A 21188-nucleotide genomic window follows, 5' to 3' on the forward strand; every position below is an offset into this window, starting at 1 on the left:
CGAACCCGATGCGCCTCCCGATCTTGACCGCGATGACGACGGCGACGCTGGTGGCGGCCACCGCGGGGTGCGTGAACATCTCCGCGCCCGACAAGCCGATCCAGATAAACCTCAACATCAACGTGACGCAGGAAGTGGTCTATCGCCTCGACAATGAGGCAAAGACATTGATCCAGCAGAACCCGGGGATCTTCTGAAGGTGATGACGATGAAGGCCTTATTGACGTTCGCCGGTGCGGTGACGCTCGCCGGCCTCTCCACCGCCGCGCTGGCGCAGCGCGATCCCGCTTACGCCGCGGCGCGCGCCGCCGGCCAGGTCGGCGAGCAGCCCGACGGCTATCTCGGCGTGGTCGGCGGCGGCAGTGCCGAGCTGCGCGCGCTGGTGAGCAACATCAACATCCAGCGCAAGGCGGCCTATACGCAGAAGGCGCAGGCCAGCGGCGCGACGGTGGAGCAGCTCGCTTTCACCAGCGGCTGCAACCTGATCGCGCAGACGCAGGCGGGCGAGAAGTACAAGGCGCCGGACGGCAGCTGGCAGACGCGCGGCGCCGGCGCACCGCAGCGCGACTCGCGCTGCGTGTGAGGCGCGATCGCGACAGGGCACCGCGCAACCTCCGTTAACCCCGCGTCCACACAGGTTGACACTCCCGGACCCCCCGGCTAACCGGACGGCGCCTTGGCGGGGCTGCTCGCCGCTCGCGCGCACTCTCTCCTGGTCAACGAACTTCAGGGCGAGGGTGGCGGCGTGGCGGAGAACGGCCCCGGACGGGATTTCCACGACGCGGCGGACCCGCGCCTGACTTCGCTCGATGATCGGTTGAGGCAGGCGCGCCGGGACGAGGCGGTTCGCACGGGGGCTGTGCGCGACGGGGGTGATGCGGGCTACGCGCTCGGCAACCGCGTGCTCGCCGCCCTCATCGGAAGTCTCGTCGGCTCGGCGCTGATCGGCTGGCTTCTCGACCGCTGGTTCGGCACGACGCCCTGGGTGCTGATCGTGATGCTGTTCCTCGGGATCGGCGTGGCGTTCAGGCAGATCATTCGGTTGACGACCAAGCGTCCGGACAATCCGGGCGCTTGATCTATGTTATAGGCGCAGGGACCAGCACGTGGCGGCAGAAGGCGGCAAGATCGATCCGATGCACCAGTTCCTGATCGAGCCCGTGCTCGGTCAGCGCTGGATCGTGGGCGGCTATGACCTGTCGTTCACCAACTCCGCGCTATGGATGGTGATCACGCTGGTCGTGCTGTGGCTCTTCATGCTGGGCGGCATGAAGCGCGAGCTCGTCCCCGGCCGCTGGCAGGCCGCGGTCGAGGGCTTCACCGGCTTCGTCCAGAACATGCTGACGTCGAACGTCGGGCCCGAGGGTAAGCGCTTCGTGCCCTATGTCTTCTCGCTGTTCATGTTCATCCTGTTCGCCAACATCCTCGGCCTCATGCCGGTCGGCATCGTGCCGGGCTGGCATCCCTTCACCGTCACCAGTCACCTGACCGTCACCGGCGTGCTGGCGATCATCAGCTTCTCGATCGTGCTGATCGTCGGCTTCGGCCGCCACGGCTTCCACTTCTTCAGCCTGTTCGTGCCGCACGGCACGCCCGCGCTGATGGTGCCGCTGATCTTCGTGGTCGAGCTGATGAGCTTCCTGGTGCGCCCCTTCTCGCTGGGCCTGCGACTGTTCGTCGCGATGACCGCGGGGCACATCCTGCTCAAGGTGCTCGCCGCCTTCGTCATCAACGGCATCAACCTCGGGCCGGGCTATGCGGTGCTGATCACCGTGCCGAGCTTCGTGCTGATGCTGGGGATCACGCTGCTGGAGCTGCTGGTCGCGGCGATCCAGGCCTATGTTTTCGCGCTGCTGACCAGCGTCTACCTCAACGACGCGGTCAACTTGCACTGAGTTTCCACACCAACCTTTGTTTTCTGAACGGGAGTTACTGACATGGACGCAAACGCCGCCAAGCTGCTCGGCGCCGGTCTCGCCGCGATCGGCATGGGCATCGCCGCGCTGGGCGTGGGCAACGTGTTCGCCGCCTTCCTCGAGGGCGCGCTGCGCAACCCGGGTGCCGCCGACGGCCAGCAGGGTCGCCTCTTCATCGGCTTCGCGGGCGCCGAGCTGCTCGGCCTGCTCGCCTTCGTGACGATGATCATCCTGGTGTTCGTCGCGTAACCTGACGCCGACGGACCAGCCCCGCCCAACCACCGGGCGGGGCGCAAGGATAGCGGATCACCATGCCTCAAATCAGTCAGATCGCCGCCACCTACGCCTCGCAGATCTTCTGGCTGCTCATCACCTTCGGCATCCTGTATTTCGGGATCGGCAGGCTGATGGTGCCCAGGGTGCAGGGCGTGATGGACCTGCGTGAATCGAAGATCGCGCAGGACCTCGCGAGCGCGGAGAGCGCGCGAGTCACGGCCGACACGACCGAGGCGGCGTGGAACGCCGACATGGACGCCGCGCGTGCGGCGGCCCAGGCCGAGGTCGCCGCCGCCAAGGCGCGCGCCGCGGCCGCGGCCGAGGCGCAGCTCCGCAGCGCCGACGCCGATCTCGCCGAGCGAGTCGCGCACCACGACGTCGCGGTGGCGAACGCCAAGGCGGCGGCGATGGTCAACGTCCAGACGATCGCGACCGAGGCGGCACAGGAGCTGGTGCAGCGCCTCGCCGGCGTCGCCGTCCCCACCGAGGCCGCCAACGAGGCGGTGCGTAGGCAGCTGAACCATGGCTAACGCTCCCGCTCAACCGCCCCAGGGGCCCGCTTCCGAGGGGCTGGAGTCGCACGACCTCGCCAACGGCAGCGGCTATGCCGCCGCGACCGAGCATGGCGGCGCGGGCGATCACGTCGCGCCGACCGCGCTCGGCTTCAACGACACCGGCTGGGTCGGCATCGCCGCGCTGGTGGTGCTGATCGGCATGGTGATCGTCCGCGTGCCCATGACGATCGCGGCGATGCTCGACAAGCGCATCGGCGAGATCCGCCACCAGCTCGACGAGGCCGCCGCGCTGCGCCGCGAGGCCGAGGCGCTGCGCGACGAATATGCCGCGCGCGCGCGCTCGGCGGAGGCGGACGCCGCCAAGATGCGCGAGAACGCGCACCACGAGGCGGCGGAGATCGTCGCCAAGGCCAAGGCCGACACCGAGCAGCTGATGGACCGCCGCGCGCGCATGGCCGAGGACAAGATCGCCGCCGCCGAGCGCGCCGCGATCGCGGAGGTGCGCGCGCGCACCGCCGAGGCCGCCGCCGCCGCCGCCGCCGCGCTGATCGCGGAGCGCCACGGCGCGGAGAGCGACAAGGCGCTGGTCGACCGCGCCATCGCCGGGGTGGGCCGGCTCAACTGAGTGGGTAGGGGGCGTCTCGCGCGTCCCTCCGCCGCAAGCGTGCTCCTGCGGACGCAGGAGCCCAGGGCCACGAAGGACATCGGCCGCGATCCTGCGCTCCGGAGTACGGTGGGGATGGTGCTGACCGAGCGCGTGCCACTTGCTGCGGCCTGCGGGAAGGCGCTCTGCCCGTCCCACCTACGGGCGTCATCCTGAACTTGTTTCAGGATCCACCGTTCCGCGAGTGCCGCGGCAGCCGAGGCCGCCGCACCGTGGATCCTGAAACGAGTTCAGGATCACGGAAGGCGGATGGTGCGGGCACGCACTTCGGTGCATCACGGCGCCTCGGCCTACCATGATCCCCACACCGCTCCACACACCCGAGGTGACCTGATGTCGCGCCCGTTCGCCGTCGCCCTGCTGCTCGCGTCCGGCCTCGCCGCGCCGCTGCCGGCACTCGCCCAGGCGGCTCCTGCCGTCGCCGCCGCTCCCGGCGACTCCGCCGAGGACGCCAAGCTCAAGGCGCTGTTCGCCACGAGCGACGAGGCGTCGCTCAAGCGCAATCCGGTCAACGCGCTGTTCCGCGGTGACCTGCGCTACGCCGACCGGCTCGGCGACCCCTTCTCGGACTCGTACATCGCCGCCGAGCGCGCCGCCGCACAGAGTGACCTCGCCGCGCTCGAGCGGATCGACCGCGCCAAGCTGACCCGCACCGACCAGATCGCCTATGACGTCTTCCAGCAGCAGAGCACGGTCAACCTGCGCGGGCTCGCGCCCGACCTCGTGGCGCTCAACATCGTCCGCCCGCTCGACCATTTCTACGGCTTGCAGACCTTCTATCCCGAGCTCGCCTCCGGGCAGGGCGCGGCGCCGTTCAACACCATCGCCGACTATGACAACAACCTGAAGCGCAACGCGCGCTACGCCGAGCTGCTCGATCAGGCGATCGCGCGCTTCCGCGAAGGTATGCGCGCGCGGATCGTCCAGCCCAAGCTGGTGGTGCGCAACATGATCGCGCAGTTCGACCATCTGCTCGAGGGCGGCGCGGAAGGCTCGCCGCTGTACGGCCCGGTCAAGACGTTCCCCGCCGCGATCCCGGCGGCCGACCAGGCGCGACTGCGCGCCGCCTACACGCGCCAGATCACCGAGGTGGTCAATCCGGCGCAGCGGCGCATGCGCGACTTCCTCGAGCAGGAGTATCTCCCCGTCGCGCGCGACAGCGTCGGCCTCTCGGCGATGCCGGGCGGCGACAAGCTGTACGCCTACCTGATCGAGTCGAACACGACGCTGCCGCTCTCCGCCGACAAGGTCCACCAGCTGGGTTTGAGCGAAGTGGCGCGGATCACGCGCGCGATGGAGGCGCAGAAGGCCAAGGTGGGTTTCGCCGGCTCGCTCGCCGACTTCTTCACCTTCCTGCGCGAGGACAAACGCTTCCAGCCCTCGTCCAAGGAGCAGCTGCGGCTCGGCTATGAGGCCATCGGGCGGCGGGTCGACGCGCGCGTTCGCGAGCAGTTCTCGCTGATCCCCAAGACCGCGCTCGAGATTCGCCCGGTGCCCGCTTTCAAGGAGAAGACCGACGCGGGCGGCTCCTACCAGTCGGGCACGCCCGACGGGTCGCGGCCGGGCGTGTTCTATTACAACACCTATGATCTCCCGGTCCGCTACATGTGGGAGATGGAGACCTTGTACCTCCACGAGGCGGTACCCGGGCACCACTTCCAGATCAGCCTGGCGCAGGAGAACGAGTCGCTGCCGGCCTTCATGCGCTTCGGCGGCAACACCGCCTATGTCGAGGGCTGGGCGCTCTACGCCGAGACGCTGTGGCCCGAGCTGGGCATGGAGACCGACCCCTATCAGCGCATGGGCGGCCTCAACGACGAGATGCTGCGCGCGATGCGGCTGGTGGTCGACACCGGCATCCACACCAAGGGTTGGACGCGCGACCAGGCCATCGATTACATGCTCTCGCACTCGCCGATGGCGCGCACCGACGCGACCGCCGAGGTGGAACGCTACATCGCGATCCCGGGGCAGGCGCTGGCGTACAAGATCGGCCAGCTGACGATCTCGCGGCTCAAGGCGGATGCGGAGGCGAAGCTGGGCGAGCGCTTCGACGCGCGCGCCTTCCACGCGCAGGTGCTCGACACCGGCGCGCTGCCGATGCCGGTGCTCGAGGCGAAGATCGGTGACTGGGTGAAGGGCGGCGGGAAGTAGGGGCGCTTAAAGCTCCTCAACTCTCTCTTCTCGCGTCATCCTGAACTCGTTTCAGGATCCACGGCGCCGTGTAAGCGACTGCCGTGGCGCTCGCGGGACGGTGGATCCTGAGACAAGCTCAGGATGACGGCCGTGGGGGACGGGGCGCACGTCACGCTCCACCCCCGTTGTCCCGCGCCGCGCCAGCCCCTAGATCGCCGGCGATGAACGGCAGTTACGGCCCACCCGACCGCTTCAACGAAGAGCAGGCCACCTTCACCATCCGCGGCAGCGACGCCCCCGACCTCAAGGCGGGCGAGGCGGCTATCCGCAACGTGCTCAAGACGCTGCCGCTCAAGCCGGGCGTTTACCGCATGCACGACGCCAAGGGCGATGTGCTCTACGTCGGCAAGGCGCGCGCGCTGAAGAACCGCGTCGCCAGCTACGTCCAGGTCGAGCGGCTGCCGAAGCGGCTCCAGCGAATGGTGTCGCAGACGCGATCGATGACGATCGTGACGACCAACAACGAGGCCGAGGCGCTGCTGCTCGAGGCGCAGCTGATCAAGCGCTACCGGCCCGCGTACAACGTGCTGCTGCGCGACGACAAGAGCTTCCCCTTCATCCTGCTGCGCGCCGACCATGACTATCCGCGCATCCAGAAGCACCGCGGCGCGCGGCGCGCCAAGGGCGATTATTACGGTCCCTTCGCCAGCGCGGGCAGCGTCAACAACACGCTCAACGCGCTGCAGAAGCTGTTCCTGCTGCGGAGCTGCACCGACGGCTTCTTCAAGACGCGCGACCGGCCGTGCCTGCTGTACCAGATCAAGCGCTGCTCGGCGCCGTGCGTCGGCCGGATCGACACCGCCGGCTATGCCGATCTCGTGAGCGACGCCAAGAAGTTTCTCGCCGGCAAGGCCACCGACGTCCAGGCCAAGCTCGGCGCGCAGATGCAGGCGGCGGCCGAGAACATGGACTTCGAGCTGGCCGCGGTGCTGCGCGACAGGCTCAAGGCGCTGACCTTCATCCAGGGCACGCAGTTCATCAACGCGGAAGGGGTGGGCGACGCCGACATCTTCGCGCTCGCCAGCCACGAAGGGCTGATCGGGATCGAGGCCTTCTTCATCCGCGGCGGGCAGAACTGGGGCCACCGCAGCTTCTTCCCCGCGCACACCGCCGACGTGCCCGAGGAGGAGGTGCTCACCCAGTTCATGATGCAATTCTACGAGGAGGTGCCGCCCGCGCGCACCATCCTGATCGACCGGGTGCTGCCCGAGGCCGAGCTGCTGACCCAGGCCCTGTGCGAGCAGGCCGGTCGCAAGGTGGAGCTGACCGTACCCCAGCGCGGCGTGCGCAAGCGGCTGCTCGATCAGGCCAGCCGCAACGCCAAGGAGGCGCTGGAGCGCCGCCTCGCCGAGAGCACGACGCAGGCGCGGCTGCATCGCGAACTCGCCGAACTGTTCGAGCTGGGTGATCCGCCCGATCGGATCGAGGTGTACGACAACAGCCACATCCAGGGCACCAACGCGCTCGGCGCGATGGTGGTCGCTGGCCCGGAAGGGTTCCGCAAAGGGCAGTATCGCAAGTTCAACATCAAGCAGGCCGCGACCGACGACGATTACGCGATGATGCGCGAGGTGCTCCAGCGCCGCTTCGCGCGCGCGCTGGAGGAGGACCCGGACCGCGACGGCGAGGCCTGGCCCGACCTGGTCCTGCTCGACGGCGGTCGCGGCCAGCTCAACGCCGCCAAGGCGGTATTGGAGGATCTCGGGATCGAGGACGTGTGCCTGGTCGGCGTCGCCAAGGGGCCGCACCACGGCCGCGAGGGGCGCGAGGTGTTCCACCTGATGGATGGGCGCGAGCTGACCCTGCCGGTCAACTCGCCCTTGCTCTTCTATCTTCAGCGGCTGCGCGACGAGGTGCACCGCTTCGCGATCGGCGCGCATCGCGCCAAGCGCGCCAAGGCGATCGGCGCCAGCCCGCTCGACGAAGTCCCCGGCATCGGCCCGGCGCGCAAGAAGGCGCTGCTGATGCATTTCGGCACCGGGCGTGCGGTGCGCAACGCCAGCCTGGAGGACCTGCGCAAGGCCCCCGGCGTGAGCGCGGCGGTGGCGCAGCAGGTCTACGACTTCTACCACGCGCGCTAGGGCTGTCGGCGGCGCGGGCGGCGCCTTATCTGTCCACCATGCATCTCGCTGCCGACGCCCTGGTTCTCTCCGCCCGCGCGCACGGCGAGCACGGCGCGGTGGTGCGCGGTTTCACCCGCGACGACGGGGTGCGCCCGGGCTTCGTCCGCGGCGGGCACTCGCGCCGGCTGCGCCCCTCGCTTCAGCCCGGCAACGTCGTCCGCGGCGACTGGCGCGCGCGCAGCGACGAGCAGCTCGCCGCGCTCACCGTCGAGCTGGTGCACAGCCGCGCGCCGCTGTTCGCCCAACCGCTGCCGGCCGCCGCGATCGCGTGGCTATGCGCGCTCACCGCGGGCGCCTTGCCCGAGGCGCTGCCCTATCCGCGGCTGCACGACGCGCTCGCCGCGGTGTTCGACGCGATCGAGGCGGCGCCGAGCGCGCAGGGCTGGGCCGGCAGCGTCGCGCGCTACGAGCTGCTGCTGCTCGCCGAGCTCGGCTTCGGGCTCGACCTGAGCGGCTGCACCGTCACCGGCGCGCGCGAGGATCTGGCGTATGTCAGCCCGCGCAGCGGCGCCGCGGTGAGCCGCACCGGCGCGCTCGGTTACGAAGCGCGGCTGCTCGCGTTCCCGCCGTTCCTGCTCTCGGGCGGCGCCGCGAGCTGGGACGAGGTGCTCGCCGCGCTGGCGCTCACCGGGCATTTCCTAGCGCGCGACGTGCTGGTCGACCGCCGCCGTGACCTGCTCGCCGCGCGCGAGCGGCTGGTGGCGCGGCTCGCGCGGGCGGTTGCGTGAGCGCGCGCGCCGCGCCATGCGGTGCGGCATGACCGACTCCACCCTGATCGCGATCCTGCCCGGCGACGGCATCGGCCCCGAAGTGACTCGCGAGGCGCGCCGCGTGCTCGAGGCGCTCGACCTCGGACTGCGGTTCGAGGAGGCGCCCGTCGGCGGCGCGGCCTATCGCGCCAGCGGCCACCCGCTGCCGCCCGAGACGCTCGCGCTGGCCGATCGCGCCGCGGCGGTGCTGTTCGGCGCGGTGGGCGACCCGGCGTTCGACTCGCTCGAGCGTGCGCTGCGCCCCGAGCAGGCGATCCTCGGCATTCGCAAGCATCTCGGCACCTTCGCCAACCTGCGCCCGGCGCGGATCTTCCCGGGCCTGGAGGACGCCTCGACGCTCAAACCCGAGGTGGCGCGCGCCATCGACCTGGTGATCGTGCGCGAGCTCAACGGCGATGTCTATTTCGGCGCCAAGGGGCGCGGCACCACGTCGGCGGGCAAGCGCGAGGGGCATGACCTGATGCGCTACGACGAGGACGAGGTGCGCCGCATCGCGCGCGTCGGCTTCGAGACCGCGGCAAAGCGGCGCGGCAAGCTCTGCTCGGTCGACAAGGCCAATGTGCTCGAGACGTCGCAGCTGTGGCGCGACGTGGTGATCGAGGTGGCGGCGGACTACCCCCAGGTCGAGCTGACCCATATGTACGTCGACAATGCCGCGATGCAGCTGGTGCGCAACCCGGGCGCGTTCGACACGATCGTGACAGGCAATCTGTTCGGCGACATCCTCTCCGACCAGGCGAGCATGTGCGTCGGCTCGATTGGCATGTTGCCCTCGGCCGCGCTCGATGGCGCGGGCAAGGGGCTGTACGAACCGATCCATGGCTCGGCACCCGACATCGCGGGGCAGGGCAAGGCCAACCCGTGCGCCGCGATCCTGTCGGCGGCGATGCTGCTGCGCCACTCGCTCGGGCAGGACGCGGCGGCGGATCGTGTCGAGGCGGCGGTCGCCGCGGCGCTGACGCGCGGGCTGCGCACGCCGGACATGGGCGGTGACGCGAGCACGACCGCGATGGGTGAGGCGGTACTGGCGGGATTGTGAGCGCGAAACCGCGCCTCCGTCCTCGGATGTGAGGGGCAGCGCGCCCGCAGCGTGCGCCCGCGAGAAGCAGCGGGCCAAGAACTCCTTTACTGCCCGCCCTCGTACAGGCCGACCGCGCCGAACAGCGTCGTCAGCCCGGCGCGCTCGGCCGCGGTCAGCTCGGGGCGCCAGATCTCGAACAGCAGTACCACCCGCGGTTCGTCGCTGTCGTTCCACGCCTCGTGCTCGATCGAATCGTCGAAGATCATCAGCTCGCCGGCGCGCACCGCGCGCTCGTCGTTGCCGACGCGCAGGCGGCAGCGCTCGGGCACGATCAGCGGCAGGTGGACGATCAGCCGCGTGTTGAGCATCCCGTTGTGCGCCGGAATGTGGGTGTGCGGTCGCAGCAGGGAGAAGAGCGCCATCGGTGAGCGCCCCGCGATGTGCGGCAGCGGTGCGGCGGCCAGCGCGGCGAGCGTCGCCGGGCAGCGCGGCGCGTTCGTGGCATGCGGCACGCCGTTCTCGAGCAGGTGGAAGGCGCTCCAGCGCGGATCGTCGAGCAGCGCATGGCCGCGGCTGGCGCGGGTCGGGTCGGCCTGCACATAGGGTGCGGAGCCGCTGCCGCTCGCGATCAACCCCTCCAGCTCGGCGCGGATCGCCGGCGCGGCCTCGACGAGCGCGGGCGCCCAGTCGAATTCCACCGCGTCGAAGAACTGGCGGTGCGGCAGGCCGGGGAAGAAGAAGCTGGTCGGCTGCTGGAGGTAGAGCTGCTTCTCGCCCGTCACTAGGGCCACCGCCTCGGTGAAGCGTGGGCCCGCGTCCGCGCCCGCCACCTCGGCGCGCAGATGGTCGGCGAAGCGTCGTGACGCCGCCGCGAGCCGGTCCTGCGCGGCGCGGAGCAGCGGCTGCGCGCGCTCGGCCTCGGGCGCATTCGCCAGCGCCAGCCCGTAGAACGAACAGGCGGCGCGGTCGTCTTCGGCATAGTCGCCGCGCATCACCAGGGCCTGGCGATGGCGCGGCTCGGCGGCGAGCACGCGATCCAGCGCCTCGGCCACCGCGCCTCGCTCGGCCCCCGTGCCGGCGCGCGCCTGGGCAAGCAGCAGCCACAGCTGCGGCGTCGCCACCCCGGCAGCGGCGACGCGCTCGAACGCGTCGCGCGCCGCGACCGCGTCGCCGCGCTGCAACGCCTCATATCCCGCCTGCGCCGATCGCGCGTGCTCGCTCTGTGCCGCCATTCGCTCAGCGTAGATTGATAATTGTCACGATTGAAGGAGGTTGTCCGCACCGAGTGGTGCTCGGGTGGCGGAACGCTTCACGACAGCGCGCACAATCCGCGCCGACACGCGTCGCAAGCGGCGTCGCACGCTCTACAAATGGGAAGGCGAAGGCGGGAGGGACGCATCACACTGAGGTCCGCGCGCGATCGGCGGCGATCTCGGATCGCGGCCGCCGTCAGATCGGGGGGATTGCGGGTGAGAGTGGCGGTCATCAATTACACGGGCACGGTCGGCAAGACGACGGTGGCCGCTCACCTGCTCGCGCCGCGGATGGGCGATGCGACGATCTTCGCGATCGAGAGCGTCAACCAGACCACGTCCGACCTGGGCCTCGAGTCCGAGGCGATGAAGGGCGAAAAGTTCGGCGTGCTCTTTCGCAAGCTGTTGATGCTCGACTCCGCCATCATCGACGTCGGCGCCACCAACGTCGAGGACTTTCTCGACCGCATGATCAAATATGAGGGCGCGCAGGAGGAGATCGACTTCTTCGTGGTCCCGGTCGTCTCCGGTGGCAAGGAGCAGAAGGAGACGATCCAGCTGGTCGACGCGCTCGCGGGCGCCGGCGTCTCGCGCGACCGCGTACGGATCCTGTTCAACCGCGTCGACAATGACGTGCGCGAGGAATTCGCGCCCATCCTGATCTACGCCAAGCAGCGGCAGACCTGCATCGCCAACCCGGCCGCGGCGCTGTACGAGACCGGATTGTTCGACCTGCTCGCGGCGAAGCGACTGTCGATCGGCGCGCTGATGGCGGACGAGACGGACTATCGCGAGCGCCTGCGTACGATCGACAAGGGCGATGCCAAGGCGATCGCCCACTTCTCCGACATGCACGCGCTCAAGCTGCTCGCCAAGGCAGCGGCACCGCAGTTCGATCGCGCGTTCGCGGCGCTGTTCGCCTGAACGTTCGCCGTCCTCGCGCGAGCGGCGGTATGGCACGGCAGAAGGGGGCGACGCGGCGACTCGTTTGACCTATCTGGCGCGCATGACCGGGCGTTTCGACCATCTTCCCCACCGCCGCGCGATCGTCAGCCGTCGCGCGCTCGCAGAGGCCGCGGCGGCGTTGCCGGGCGACGATCCCGCGATGCTGCGCCGCGGGCTGAGCCAGCTGCTGCGCGAGGCGCTCGACGCCGGCCGCGCGGAAATCGCCCGCCGGCTCGCCGCGACGCCCTCGCGCGGGCTCGAGGCCGCCAACGCTCAGGCCTATCTGGTCGACCAGCTGCTGGTCGTGCTCGCCGAGGTGACGACGCAGCGCCTCTACCCCGTCCACAACCCGACCGCTGGCGAGCGGCTGCTGCTGATCGCGGTCGGCGGCTACGGTCGCGGTGAGATGGCGCCCTTCTCGGACGTCGACATCGGCTTCCTCACGCCCGGCAAGCAGACCCCGTGGGCCGAGCAGGTGATCGAGTCGATGCTCTACACCTTGTGGGACTTGGGGCTGAAGATCGGCCATTCCAGCCGCTCGCTGGACGAGATGGTCCGCCAGGCGAGGGCCGATGTCACGGTACGCACCGCGTTGCTGGAGGGGCGCTATGTCTGGGGCGACGAGGCGCTCTACGCCGACGCGGCGAAGCGCTTCCACGACGACGTGCGGCACGGCACCGAGCGCCAGTTCATCGCCGACAAGCTGGCCGAGCGCAACGCACGCCACGTCCGCATGGGCGACACGCGCTACGTGGTCGAGCCCAACGTGAAGGAAGGGAAGGGCGGCCTGCGCGACCTGCACGCGCTCTTCTGGATCGGCAAATATGTCTATGACGTGCAGCGCGCCGCCGAGCTGGTCGACAATGGCCTGTTCACCCGCGCCGAATATCGCGCCTTCCACCGCGCCGACAATTTCCTCTGGGCGGTACGCTGCCACCTCCACCTAATCGCCGGACGCGCCGAGGACCGGCTGACCTTCGACTATCAGCGCGAGATCGCGGAGCGGATGCGCTACGCGGCGCGGCCGGGAAAGCCGGCGGTCGAGCGCTTCATGCAATTCTACTTCCTCCAGGCCAAGGCGGTGGGCTCGCTCACCGGGCTGTTCCTGGCGCATCTCGAGGAGCGGTTCGCGCCGAAGCGGCGCTACGGCCTGCCTCGGCTGCGCCGCGCGCCGCGCAAGCTCCACGGCTTCACCGTCGACCGCGGCCGAATCGCGCTGCCCGACGACGACTTCCTCCGCGCCGATCCGGTGCGGCTGGTCGAGCTGTTCGCGCTCGCTGCGCGCGAGGTTAAGGAGATCCACCCGCTCGCGATGCGCGCCGCCACGCGTGACGCCAAGCTGGCCGCGACGGTGCGGCGCGACCCGCGCGCCAACGCCGCGTTTCTGGAGCTGCTCGCCGGCGACGCCGACCCCGAGCTGGCGCTGCGCTGGATGAACGAGGCCGGCGTGCTCGGCCAATTTGTCCCCGATTTCGCGCGTGTGGTCGCGCAGATGCAGTTCGACATGTACCACCATTACACCGTCGACGAGCACACCATCCGCGCCCTCGGCCTGCTCAGCCGGCTGGAGCACGGTCAGCTCGCCGAGGAGCATCCGCTGCCCAGCGCCGTGATTGAGCAGATCGTGTCGCGCCGCGTCCTCTACGTCGCGGTGTTCCTCCACGACATCGCCAAGGGGCGCGGCGGCGACCACTCGATCCTCGGCGCCGAGGTGGCGGAGCGGCTCGGCCCGCGCTTCGGGCTCACCCCGGCGGAGACCGAGACAGTGGCGTGGCTGGTGCGCCACCATCTGCTGATGAGCGCCACCGCCTTTCGCCGCGACCTTACCGACTTCAAGACCATCCTCGATTTCGCCGAGGTGGTGCAGAGCCCCGAGCGGCTGCGGCTGCTGCTGGTGCTCACCGTGGTCGACATCAAGGCGGTCGGGCCGGGGACGTGGAACGGCTGGAAAGGCCAGCTGCTCGGCGACCTGTACGACCGTGCGGAGGAGGTGCTGCGGCTCGGCCACAAGCAGAAGGGACGCGGCGAGCGGCTGCTCGCCAAGCAGGATGGGCTGCGCGCGGCGATGAACTGGAGCGAGGCCGAGCTCGCCGCCTACGCCCACCGCCTGCCCGAGGCCTATTGGATCGCCGAGCCTGGCGACGTGCTCGCGCACAATGCCGCGTTCGTCGCGCGCGCGGGTGACGCGCTGCTGTCGATCGACGCGCAGGTCTATCCCGAGCGCGGGGCCACGCTGGTCACGGTCTATGCCGCCGATCATCCGGGCCTGTTCAGCCGCATCGCCGGCGCGATCCACGTCGCGGGCGGCAACATCATCGACGCGCGCATCCACACCACCCGCGACGGCATGGCGCTCGACAATTTCCTCGTGCAGGACCCGCTCGGCCGGCCGTTCGACGAGGCCGGGCAGCTCGAGCGGCTCAAGACCGCCATCGAGGACGCGCTGGCAGGGCGCGGCAAGCTGACCGACCGCCTGCGCGCCAAGCCGCTGCCGCGCGCGCGCGCCGACGCCTTCCGCATCGAGCCCAACGTGCTGGTCGACAACAAGGCCTCGAACCGGTTTACCGTGGTGGAGGTGGCGGCGCGCGACCGGCCGGCGCTGCTCAACCAGCTGGCGCACGCGCTGTTCCTGTCGAAGGTGACGATCCACTCGGCGCATGTCGCCACCTATGGCGAGCGCGCCGTCGACGTCTTCTACCTGACCGACCTCACCGGCGACAAGCTCGCGCCCGGCGCACGGCAGCGGGCGCTGGAGAAGCGGCTGCTCGCCGCGGCGGCGGGCGTGCCGTATGACGAGGCGGCGTAGACGCTCAGTCGCGCTCGTCCTCCTCGTTGGCCGCGCCGTCCGCGCCTGCGTCCTGACCTTCTCCCGCGCCGGCGCGGCTCTGACCCGTGCCGCGCTCGGCAAGATCCTCGGTGGTGGTGCCGTCGTTCTGCTGATCGATGTCGGTAGCGGGGTCGGCGCCCTCGCCGGCGTTGGCGCGTTCGTCGGACATAAGTGAGGCTCCTGCTGCTCGCTGTCCTAACCGGCCGCGCGTACGAACGGGCGCGCATGGACACGCTGCCCTGGATTAGCCTCCGGCTTCCACTTCGTCCGCCTGCGCGACGGACGCCGCGTGCCACAGCACGCCGTAACCGAACAGGCCCGACACCAGCGACGCCGCCAGCACCGCGAGCGCGGCCATCTCGGTCAGCTCGGCCTCGGCGAAGGCGAGTTCGGCGATGAACAGCGAGATGGTGAAACCGATGCCCGCCACCGCGCCGATCCCCAGCACCATCCGCCACGTCACGCCGTCGGGCAATCGCGCCTGGCCTAGTCGGGTCGCCAGCCAGGTCGCCGCGAAAAAACCCACCGGCTTGCCCAGCGCCAGCCCGACGACAATACCGAGTGCCAGCGGCGATTGCAGCGCGTCGCCGACCAGCACCGCCGAGAAATGGATGCGCACGTTCGACAGCGCGAACAGCGGCAGCACGATGTACGAGACCCAAGGCGTGAGGATGCGCACCAGCCGCTCCGCCGCCTCGTCGGTCGCCGCCGCCATCTCGTGGAGATAGCCGAGCCGCTGCTGCGCCTTCTCCCGATATTGCTCGGCTTCTTCATCGTCGCGCGCGCGCTCGGCCGCCGCCTGCGCGGCCTTGAGTTGGTCGACCGGCTTCTGCACGCGCTCGACGAAGCGCTTCTCCGACAGGCGCGAACTGGTCGGGAGCAGCAGCCCGATCGCGACGCCGGCGATCGTCGGATGGACGCCCGAGCCGAGCACGCCGATCCATACCACCAGACCGCAGGCGATGTAGAGGATCGGCGCGACCCAGCGCAGCCGCAGCAGCACCATCATCGCGGCATAGCCGATCGCGGCGAGCAGCAGGAACCACGGCTGCAAGGTCTCGGTATAGGCCACCGCGATGACGAGCAGCCCGAAGACGTCGTCGATCGCGGCGAACGCGAGCAGCACCGCGCGGACCGCGGGCGGCAGGCGGGTGGTGAACATCGCGACGATCGCGAGGCTGAAGGCGGTGTCCATCGCCGCCACCACGCCCCAGCCGTGCTGGGTCGGCGTGCCGTAGTTGAAGGCGAGATAGAGGCCGACCGGCACCACCAGCCCGCCGATCGCGCCCGCGACCGGGAACACCGCGGTCTGCCACGAACTCAGCGCGCCCTTGACGAACTCGCGCTTCACCTCGGTGCCGATGATCAGGAAGAACAGCGGCATCAGCGCGTCGTTCACCCATTCTGCGACCGAGCGCTCGATCGCCCAGCTGCCGTAGCTGATCCGCAGCGGCCGGTCCCATAGCCGCGCATAGTCGGCGCTCCACGGCGAGTTGATCGCCACCAGCGCGATCAGCGAGGCGAGCAGCAGCGGCCCGCCTGAGACCTGCCCGATCGCGAAGAAGGGCTCGATCTTGCGTAGGATCCTGGCGGCGGACGAGTGGTGCGCGCGCGCCGCGACCTGGCCGGACAGGCGCGGGCTGAGCGCCATGGATGCGTTCTCCCGCGGGTGAGTAGTGGAAAGGATACGGGCGAACGGGGCGAGGCGTTCCCTGCGGTGGCTACCGACTGACCCGGATCAATGAATGAGTGCTGGCTTCTCCGCCCTGACCGTCATCCCGGACTGGGTCCGGGATCCACCGCGCCGCTTACGCGAACAGCGTTACTCGCGCGGGTTGGTGTATCTTGGAACAAGTCCAAGGCGACGCCAAAAGATAGCTGCTCGACCTGGCGGTTCCCTTCGTGCCAATCGCACCGCTCACATCACCCGATACGGCACCGCCCGCCGCTCCGCGGGATCGATCGCGATGGCGCGATCGGTCGGCGGGAAGGCGCGCTGGTCGCAGTCGACACGCGGGCACAGGCGACAGCTGATGCCGATCGGGGTCGCCGCGCCGCGCCGGTCGACCGCGTCGGCGTAGACGAAGTCGGCGGCGTGGCGCGCCTCGCACCCGAGCAGCACCGCGTAGCGCCGCGGGCTGCGCGCGAACTGGCCCGAAGGCTTGACCAGCCCCTTGGCGAGCGAGACGTAGCGCGCGCCGTCGGGCGTCTCGGCGAGCTGGACCAGGATGCGGTCGGGGATCGCGGCGGCTTCGTGAACATGCCACAGCGGGCAGGCACCCCCGAAGCGCGCGAACTGAAGCGGCGTCGCCGAGTGGCGCTTGGTGATGTTGCCCGCCATGTCGACGCGGCAGAAGTAGAAAGGGATGCCCTCCTCACTGGGGCGCTGCAGCGTCGAGAGGCGATGGCAGGTCTGCTCGAAGCTGGTGGCGAAGCGACGCGCGAGCCGGTCGATGTCGTGGCGCACGCGGCGCGCCTCGGCGCGAAAGGCGCAGTACGGCATGAGGAGCGCGCCCGCGGCGTAATTGGCCAGTCCGGTGGCGAGCAGCCGCCGCGCCTCCTCCTGCGCCAGCGGCGCGGCGGCGACGATCGCGTCGATCGGCGCGGCGAAGACGAGCGCGGCGAGCCGGTGCGCGATCAGGAAACGCCGGCTCTCGGCCGGGAGCGCCGCGGCGAGTGTCAGTCGTGCGCCGTCGTAGCGCGCGAGTGCGGCGTCGTCGTGCTGGTCGGTCGCGATCGCGATCCCCTGCGCGCGTAGTGCCGCCTCGACCCACTCGACGTCGCCCGCGCCGCCCTGCTCGCCGGCGAGCGCCTCCGCGACGCGGTCGAGCGGGTCGATGTAATTGCCCGCCTCGTGAAACCAGTCGCGCACTGCCTCCCACGGCAGCCGCGCACCCGCGCCGGCGGTCATCGCTTCCTCGGCGAGCGCGGCACGCGCGTCCGCGGCGCGCTTGGCGGCGTGGAGCGCGATCAGCCGATCGGCGAGATCGGGATTCTGCTCGGCGAGGCGCGCCACCTCGTCGGGGGACATCGGTGTCACGGCGGGATCGGCCAGCGCCTGCGCCAGCGCGGCCAGACGGCGCGCCGGCACCTCGCCCTCGATCTGCGCCAACGCGGCCGGGAAGTGGCGCGCGAGCGCGGCGAGCACCGCGCCGGTGAGCGGACGCTCGTCGCTCTCGATCTGCGACAAATAGCTCACCGACAGCGTTAGCCGCTGCGCCATGGCGCGTTGGGTGAGCCCGGCGGCGCGGCGCAGGTCGCGCAACGCGGCGCCGGCATAGAGCCGTTGCCTCATCGCATCGGCGTAGTTCGCAAGGCCATGCTTCGCAAGTTCGCAACTTCGCATTTGCGCGCGCGCGCCGCGACGGGCAGGACGACGCCCGCACGTCACGGGAGAGTTGCATGTCCTCGACCATCGCCGAGCTGGAACGCCGTCGCGCCGCCGCCCGTGCTGGGGGCGGCGAGAAGCGCGTCGCCGCGCAGCATGCCAAAGGCAAGCTGACCGCGCGCGAGCGGCTCGACGTGCTGCTCGACGAGGGCAGTTTCGAAGAGGTCGACATGTTCGTCGAGCACAATTGCGTCGATTTCGGCATGGCGGAGCAGGTGATCCCGGGCGACGGCGTGGTCACCGGATCGGGCACGATCAACGGCCGGCTGGTGTTCGTGTTCAGTCAGGACTTCACCGTGTTCGGCGGCTCGCTGTCTGAACGCCACGCGCAGAAGATCTGCAAGATCATGGACATGGCGATGAAGGTCGGGGCGCCGGTGATCGGCCTCAACGACAGCGGCGGCGCGCGCATCCAGGAAGGTGTCGCCAGCCTCGGCGGCTATGCCGAGGTGTTCCAGCGCAATGTGCTCGCCTCGGGCGTGGTGCCGCAGCTCAGCCTGATCATGGGGCCGTGCGCGGGCGGCGCGGTCTATTCACCGGCGATGACCGACTTCATCTTCATGGTGAAGGATTCAAGCTACATGTTCGTCACCGGTCCCGACGTGGTGAAGACCGTGACCAACGAGGTGGTCACGCAGGAGGCGCTGGGCGGCGCGGTGACGCACACCACCAAGACGAGCGTGGCCGACGTCGCATTCGAGGACGATATCGAGACGCTGCTCGCCGCGCGCGATTTCATCGACTTCCTGCCTGCGTCAAACCGCGAGGCAGCGCCCGAGCGACCCACCGCCGACGCCTGGGACCGGATCGAGCCGAGCCTCGACACGCTCGTCCCCGCCAACGCCAACCAGCCGTACGACATGCACGAGTTGATCCGGAAGGTCGTGGACGAGGGCGACTTCTTCGAGATCCAGCCGGCGCACGGCGGCAACATCCTGTGCGGCTTCGGGCGGATCGAGGGGCGCACGGTCGGCATCGTCGCCAACCAGCCGATCGTGCTGGCGGGCGTGCTCGACATCAACGCCAGCCGCAAGGCGGCGCGGTTCGTGCGCTTCTGCGACGCTTTCGAGATCCCGATTGTCACCTTCGTCGACGTGCCCGGCTTCCTGCCGGGGACGGCACAGGAGCATAACGGCATCATCAAGCACGGCGCCAAGCTGCTCTTCGCCTATGCCGAGGCGACCGTGCCCAAGATCACGGTGATCACGCGCAAGGCTTATGGCGGCGCGTACGACGTGATGGCGTCGAAGCACCTGCGCGGTGACCTCAACTACGCCTGGCCGACCGCCGAGATCGCGGTGATGGGGGCGAAAGGCGCGGTGGAGATCATCTTCCGCGGTCGCACGCCCGAGGAGATCGCCGAGCGCACCGCCGAGTATGAGGCGCGCTTCGCCAATCCCTTCGTCGCAGCGAGCAAGGGTTTCATCGACGAGGTGATCCAGCCGCACTCGACGCGTCGCCGCATCGCGCTGGGCCTGCGCAAGCTGCGCGCCAAGTCACTGGAGAACCCCTGGAAGAAGCACGACAACATTCCTTTGTGATGCTGCTTCATGCACATTATAAGGACATGTGAAGGAGTGCGCGATGCAGACTGAGCGTGTAACGTTCCTGACCACTCCCGATCACAAGGCTGCGTTGGACGCGTTCGCGCGCGAGAACGGCATGTCGGTCGGCCGTGTCGTGCGCGAGGCGACGAGCCGTTACATCGTGGACCCGACGACGTCGTCGGACGACGAGCGCGTCGTGGACCTGCTCGTGCCGCTGGTGAACGATGCCGTCGTGGACATGCGTGAGACGATCGCGGCGATGCGCGGCGATATCGAGCGTGCTTGTGCGGTCGTCGATGCGGTACTGGCAGGGGAGCCCAAGTGAGCGCCGTCGATAAAGCGCTGAGCGCGCTCAAGACCGTGATGACCGTCAAGGATCAGCTCGATCTATTGGCGAGAGACATAACGGGACTCAACGCGCGGGTCGCTGCGCTCGCGGAAGCACACGGGGGATTGCGCGATCGGGTCAGCCGGTTGGAAGGCGTAATCCAAGGAGCCGCGATGATGAACGCTCGCCCCAGGCTGGAGGAATGACGAGGCCTTTGCGCCTCGGCCGCCTCAACCACGTCGGCATCGCGACCCCCTCGATCGAGCGCTCGGTCGAGACCTACCGCACGCTGCTCGGCGCCGCGGCGGTCGGCGAACCGTTCGACCTGCCCGCGCAGGGCGTGCGCGTCTGCTTCGTCGATGCGCCCAACACGCAGGTCGAGCTGATCCAGCCGTATGACGAGTCGTCACCGATCGCCGGCTTCCTGCGCAGGAACCCGGCCGGCGGACAGCATCACGTCTGCTTCGAGGTGCCCGACATCTACGCCGCGCTGGCGCATCTCACCGCGCAGGGCGCGACCGTCCTGGGCGAGCCGCGGATCGGTGCGCACGGCACGCCGATCGTGTTCGTCCACCCCCGCGACATGGGGGGCGTGCTGGTCGAACTGATGGAGGCGCCCGGTGGAGACTCGCATGACTGAGCCGTCGTTGATCCTGACTGAGCGGCTCGGCGACGTGCTGGTACTGACGCTCAACCGGCCGGACCGGCTCAACGCCGCGCCACCCGCCATGTTCGAGGCGATCACCGTCGCGTTGCGCGACCTCGGCGACGCGCGCGCGGTCCTCCTCAAGGGGGCGGGCCGCGCCTTCTGCTCGGGCGCCGACGTCGGCGCGGGCGCGCTGACCAGCGACGATCCCGGTGCTGCGACGCACGCTGCGCTGACCGACTCGTACAATCCCGCGATCCTCGCGGTCGCCGCGGCGCGCGTGCCGGTGGTGAGCGCGGTACGCGGACCGGCGGCGGGGATCGGCTGTAGCCTCGCGCTCGCCGCCGACCTCTGCGTCGCCAGCGATACCGCTTATTTCCTTCAGGCCTTCGTCAATATCGGCCTCGTCCCGGACGGCGGCGCGAGCTGGCTGCTGCCGCGGTTGATCGGGCGCGCGCGCGCGGCGGAGATGATGCTGCTGGGCGAGCGGGTGCTCGCCGCCAAGGCGCTCGACTGGGGCATGATCCACAAGCTGGTCGCGGATGTCGACCTCGACGCCGCCGCCTTCGCGCTGGCCGAGCGGCTCGCCGCCGGGCCGACGGTGGCGCTCGGCACGATCCGGCGCGGGCTGCACGCCGCGCTGGAGAGCGACCTCGCCACCGCGCTGGCGCGCGAGGCCGACGACCAGCGGGCGATGCGCGGCACCGCTGACGCGGCGGAGGGCGGCACGGCCTTCCTCCAGAAGCGCGCGCCGGCGTTCAAAGGCGCCTGAC

The 21188-nt window shown here is 69.9% G+C and carries 22 protein-coding genes; 18 read left to right on the forward strand and 4 right to left on the reverse strand.

Features of this window, described 5'->3' with window-relative positions:
* Window positions 1-8: 8 nt before the first annotated feature.
* The 11 genes from FHY03_RS06305 to leuB all read left to right on the forward strand — a co-directional run bounded on the left by FHY03_RS06305 (window position 9) and on the right by leuB (window position 9499).
* Window positions 9-197 (forward strand): YnbE family lipoprotein, encoded by a 189-nt coding sequence (locus tag FHY03_RS06305; RefSeq protein ID WP_132909268.1) that lies wholly within the window; start codon window positions 9-11, stop codon window positions 195-197.
* 5 nt (window positions 198-202) lie between these two features.
* Entirely contained in the window at window positions 203-583 is a 381-nt protein-coding gene (locus FHY03_RS06310; protein WP_183929558.1) for a YdbL family protein, read from the forward strand.
* A gap of 162 nt (window positions 584-745) precedes the next feature.
* Window positions 746-1078, forward strand: coding sequence for an AtpZ/AtpI family protein (locus tag FHY03_RS06315; RefSeq protein ID WP_183930339.1), 333 nt, complete (start codon window positions 746-748; stop codon window positions 1076-1078).
* A 28-nt stretch (window positions 1079-1106) separates the two neighbouring features.
* Window positions 1107-1895, forward strand: a complete 789-nt coding sequence (locus FHY03_RS06320) for a F0F1 ATP synthase subunit A (RefSeq protein ID WP_183929560.1) — start codon at window positions 1107-1109, stop codon at window positions 1893-1895.
* Between the two features lie 42 nt (window positions 1896-1937).
* Complete coding sequence (locus FHY03_RS06325) at window positions 1938-2165, forward strand: F0F1 ATP synthase subunit C (RefSeq protein ID WP_019515901.1); 228 nt, start codon at window positions 1938-1940, stop codon at window positions 2163-2165.
* Window positions 2166-2227: 62 nt separating this feature from the next.
* Window positions 2228-2722: an ATPase gene (locus tag FHY03_RS06330; RefSeq protein ID WP_183929562.1), complete on the forward strand. Its 495-nt coding sequence runs from the start codon at window positions 2228-2230 to the stop codon at window positions 2720-2722.
* A complete protein-coding gene (locus FHY03_RS06335; protein ID WP_183929564.1) occupies window positions 2715-3332 on the forward strand; it encodes a hypothetical protein in 618 nt (205 codons plus the stop codon). The genes FHY03_RS06330 and FHY03_RS06335 overlap by 8 nt, the downstream gene beginning before the upstream one ends.
* A 372-nt stretch (window positions 3333-3704) precedes the next feature.
* Window positions 3705-5525: a DUF885 family protein gene (locus FHY03_RS06340; RefSeq protein WP_183929566.1), complete on the forward strand. Its 1821-nt coding sequence runs from the start codon at window positions 3705-3707 to the stop codon at window positions 5523-5525.
* 203 nt (window positions 5526-5728) lie between these two features.
* On the forward strand, window positions 5729-7648 hold the full coding sequence (gene uvrC, locus FHY03_RS06345) for an excinuclease ABC subunit UvrC (RefSeq protein WP_183929568.1): 1920 nt from the start codon (window positions 5729-5731) through the stop codon (window positions 7646-7648).
* Between the two features lie 38 nt (window positions 7649-7686).
* Window positions 7687-8418 (forward strand): DNA repair protein RecO, encoded by a 732-nt coding sequence (gene recO, locus FHY03_RS06350; RefSeq protein WP_183929570.1) that lies wholly within the window; start codon window positions 7687-7689, stop codon window positions 8416-8418.
* Window positions 8419-8446: 28 nt separating this feature from the next.
* Window positions 8447-9499, forward strand: coding sequence for a 3-isopropylmalate dehydrogenase (gene leuB / locus FHY03_RS06355; RefSeq protein ID WP_260158744.1), 1053 nt, complete (start codon window positions 8447-8449; stop codon window positions 9497-9499).
* Window positions 9500-9585: 86 nt separating this feature from the next.
* Here leuB and FHY03_RS06360 read toward each other — a convergent pair whose 3' ends face one another.
* On the reverse strand, window positions 9586-10713 hold the full coding sequence (locus FHY03_RS06360) for an aspartyl/asparaginyl beta-hydroxylase domain-containing protein (RefSeq protein WP_183929572.1): 1128 nt from the start codon (window positions 10711-10713) through the stop codon (window positions 9586-9588).
* Window positions 10714-10950: 237 nt separating this feature from the next.
* Here FHY03_RS06360 and stbB point away from each other — a divergent pair, with 237 nt between their 5' ends.
* Both stbB and FHY03_RS06370 read left to right on the forward strand, forming a co-directional pair.
* Window positions 10951-11658, forward strand: coding sequence for a StbB family protein (gene stbB, locus FHY03_RS06365; protein ID WP_183929575.1), 708 nt, complete (start codon window positions 10951-10953; stop codon window positions 11656-11658).
* A gap of 82 nt (window positions 11659-11740) precedes the next feature.
* Entirely contained in the window at window positions 11741-14485 is a 2745-nt protein-coding gene (locus FHY03_RS06370) for a [protein-PII] uridylyltransferase (RefSeq protein ID WP_183929577.1), read from the forward strand.
* Window positions 14486-14489: 4 nt separating this feature from the next.
* Here the strand turns inward: FHY03_RS06370 and FHY03_RS06375 are convergent, their stop codons facing one another.
* The 3 genes from FHY03_RS06375 to FHY03_RS06385 form a co-directional block, all read right to left on the reverse strand.
* Window positions 14490-14675 carry a hypothetical protein gene (locus tag FHY03_RS06375; protein WP_183929579.1) on the reverse strand — a complete coding sequence of 62 codons (186 nt, stop codon included), beginning with the start codon at window positions 14673-14675 and terminating at the stop codon, window positions 14490-14492.
* 75 nt (window positions 14676-14750) lie between these two features.
* Window positions 14751-16157, reverse strand: coding sequence for a Na+/H+ antiporter NhaA (gene nhaA, locus FHY03_RS06380; protein WP_183929580.1), 1407 nt, complete (start codon window positions 16155-16157; stop codon window positions 14751-14753).
* Between the two features lie 267 nt (window positions 16158-16424).
* Window positions 16425-17801, reverse strand: coding sequence for a short-chain fatty acyl-CoA regulator family protein (locus FHY03_RS06385; protein WP_183929583.1), 1377 nt, complete (start codon window positions 17799-17801; stop codon window positions 16425-16427).
* A 107-nt stretch (window positions 17802-17908) separates the two neighbouring features.
* Between FHY03_RS06385 and FHY03_RS06390 the strand changes: the two genes are divergently transcribed.
* The 5 genes from FHY03_RS06390 to FHY03_RS06410 are packed head-to-tail and all read left to right on the forward strand — an operon-like array spanning window position 17909 to window position 21187.
* Entirely contained in the window at window positions 17909-19435 is a 1527-nt protein-coding gene (locus FHY03_RS06390; RefSeq protein ID WP_183920840.1) for an acyl-CoA carboxylase subunit beta, read from the forward strand.
* A gap of 43 nt (window positions 19436-19478) precedes the next feature.
* Entirely contained in the window at window positions 19479-19766 is a 288-nt protein-coding gene (locus tag FHY03_RS06395) for a hypothetical protein (protein WP_183920839.1), read from the forward strand.
* The gene (locus FHY03_RS06400) at window positions 19763-19975 is read left to right on the forward strand and encodes a hypothetical protein (protein WP_183929585.1); all 213 of its coding nucleotides are present in this window, start codon (window positions 19763-19765) and stop codon (window positions 19973-19975) included. The genes FHY03_RS06395 and FHY03_RS06400 overlap by 4 nt, the downstream gene beginning before the upstream one ends.
* 8 nt (window positions 19976-19983) lie before the next feature.
* Window positions 19984-20409, forward strand: a complete 426-nt coding sequence (gene mce / locus FHY03_RS06405) for a methylmalonyl-CoA epimerase (RefSeq protein ID WP_183921454.1) — start codon at window positions 19984-19986, stop codon at window positions 20407-20409.
* Window positions 20402-21187: an enoyl-CoA hydratase-related protein gene (locus FHY03_RS06410; protein ID WP_183920837.1), complete on the forward strand. Its 786-nt coding sequence runs from the start codon at window positions 20402-20404 to the stop codon at window positions 21185-21187. Before mce ends, FHY03_RS06410 begins: the two co-directional genes overlap by 8 nt.
* The last annotated feature ends 1 nt before the right edge of the window (window position 21188 follow it).

It is taken from the genome of Sphingomonas sp. BK345, from assembly GCF_014193845.1.
Lineage (GTDB): Bacteria > Pseudomonadota > Alphaproteobacteria > Sphingomonadales > Sphingomonadaceae > Sphingomonas.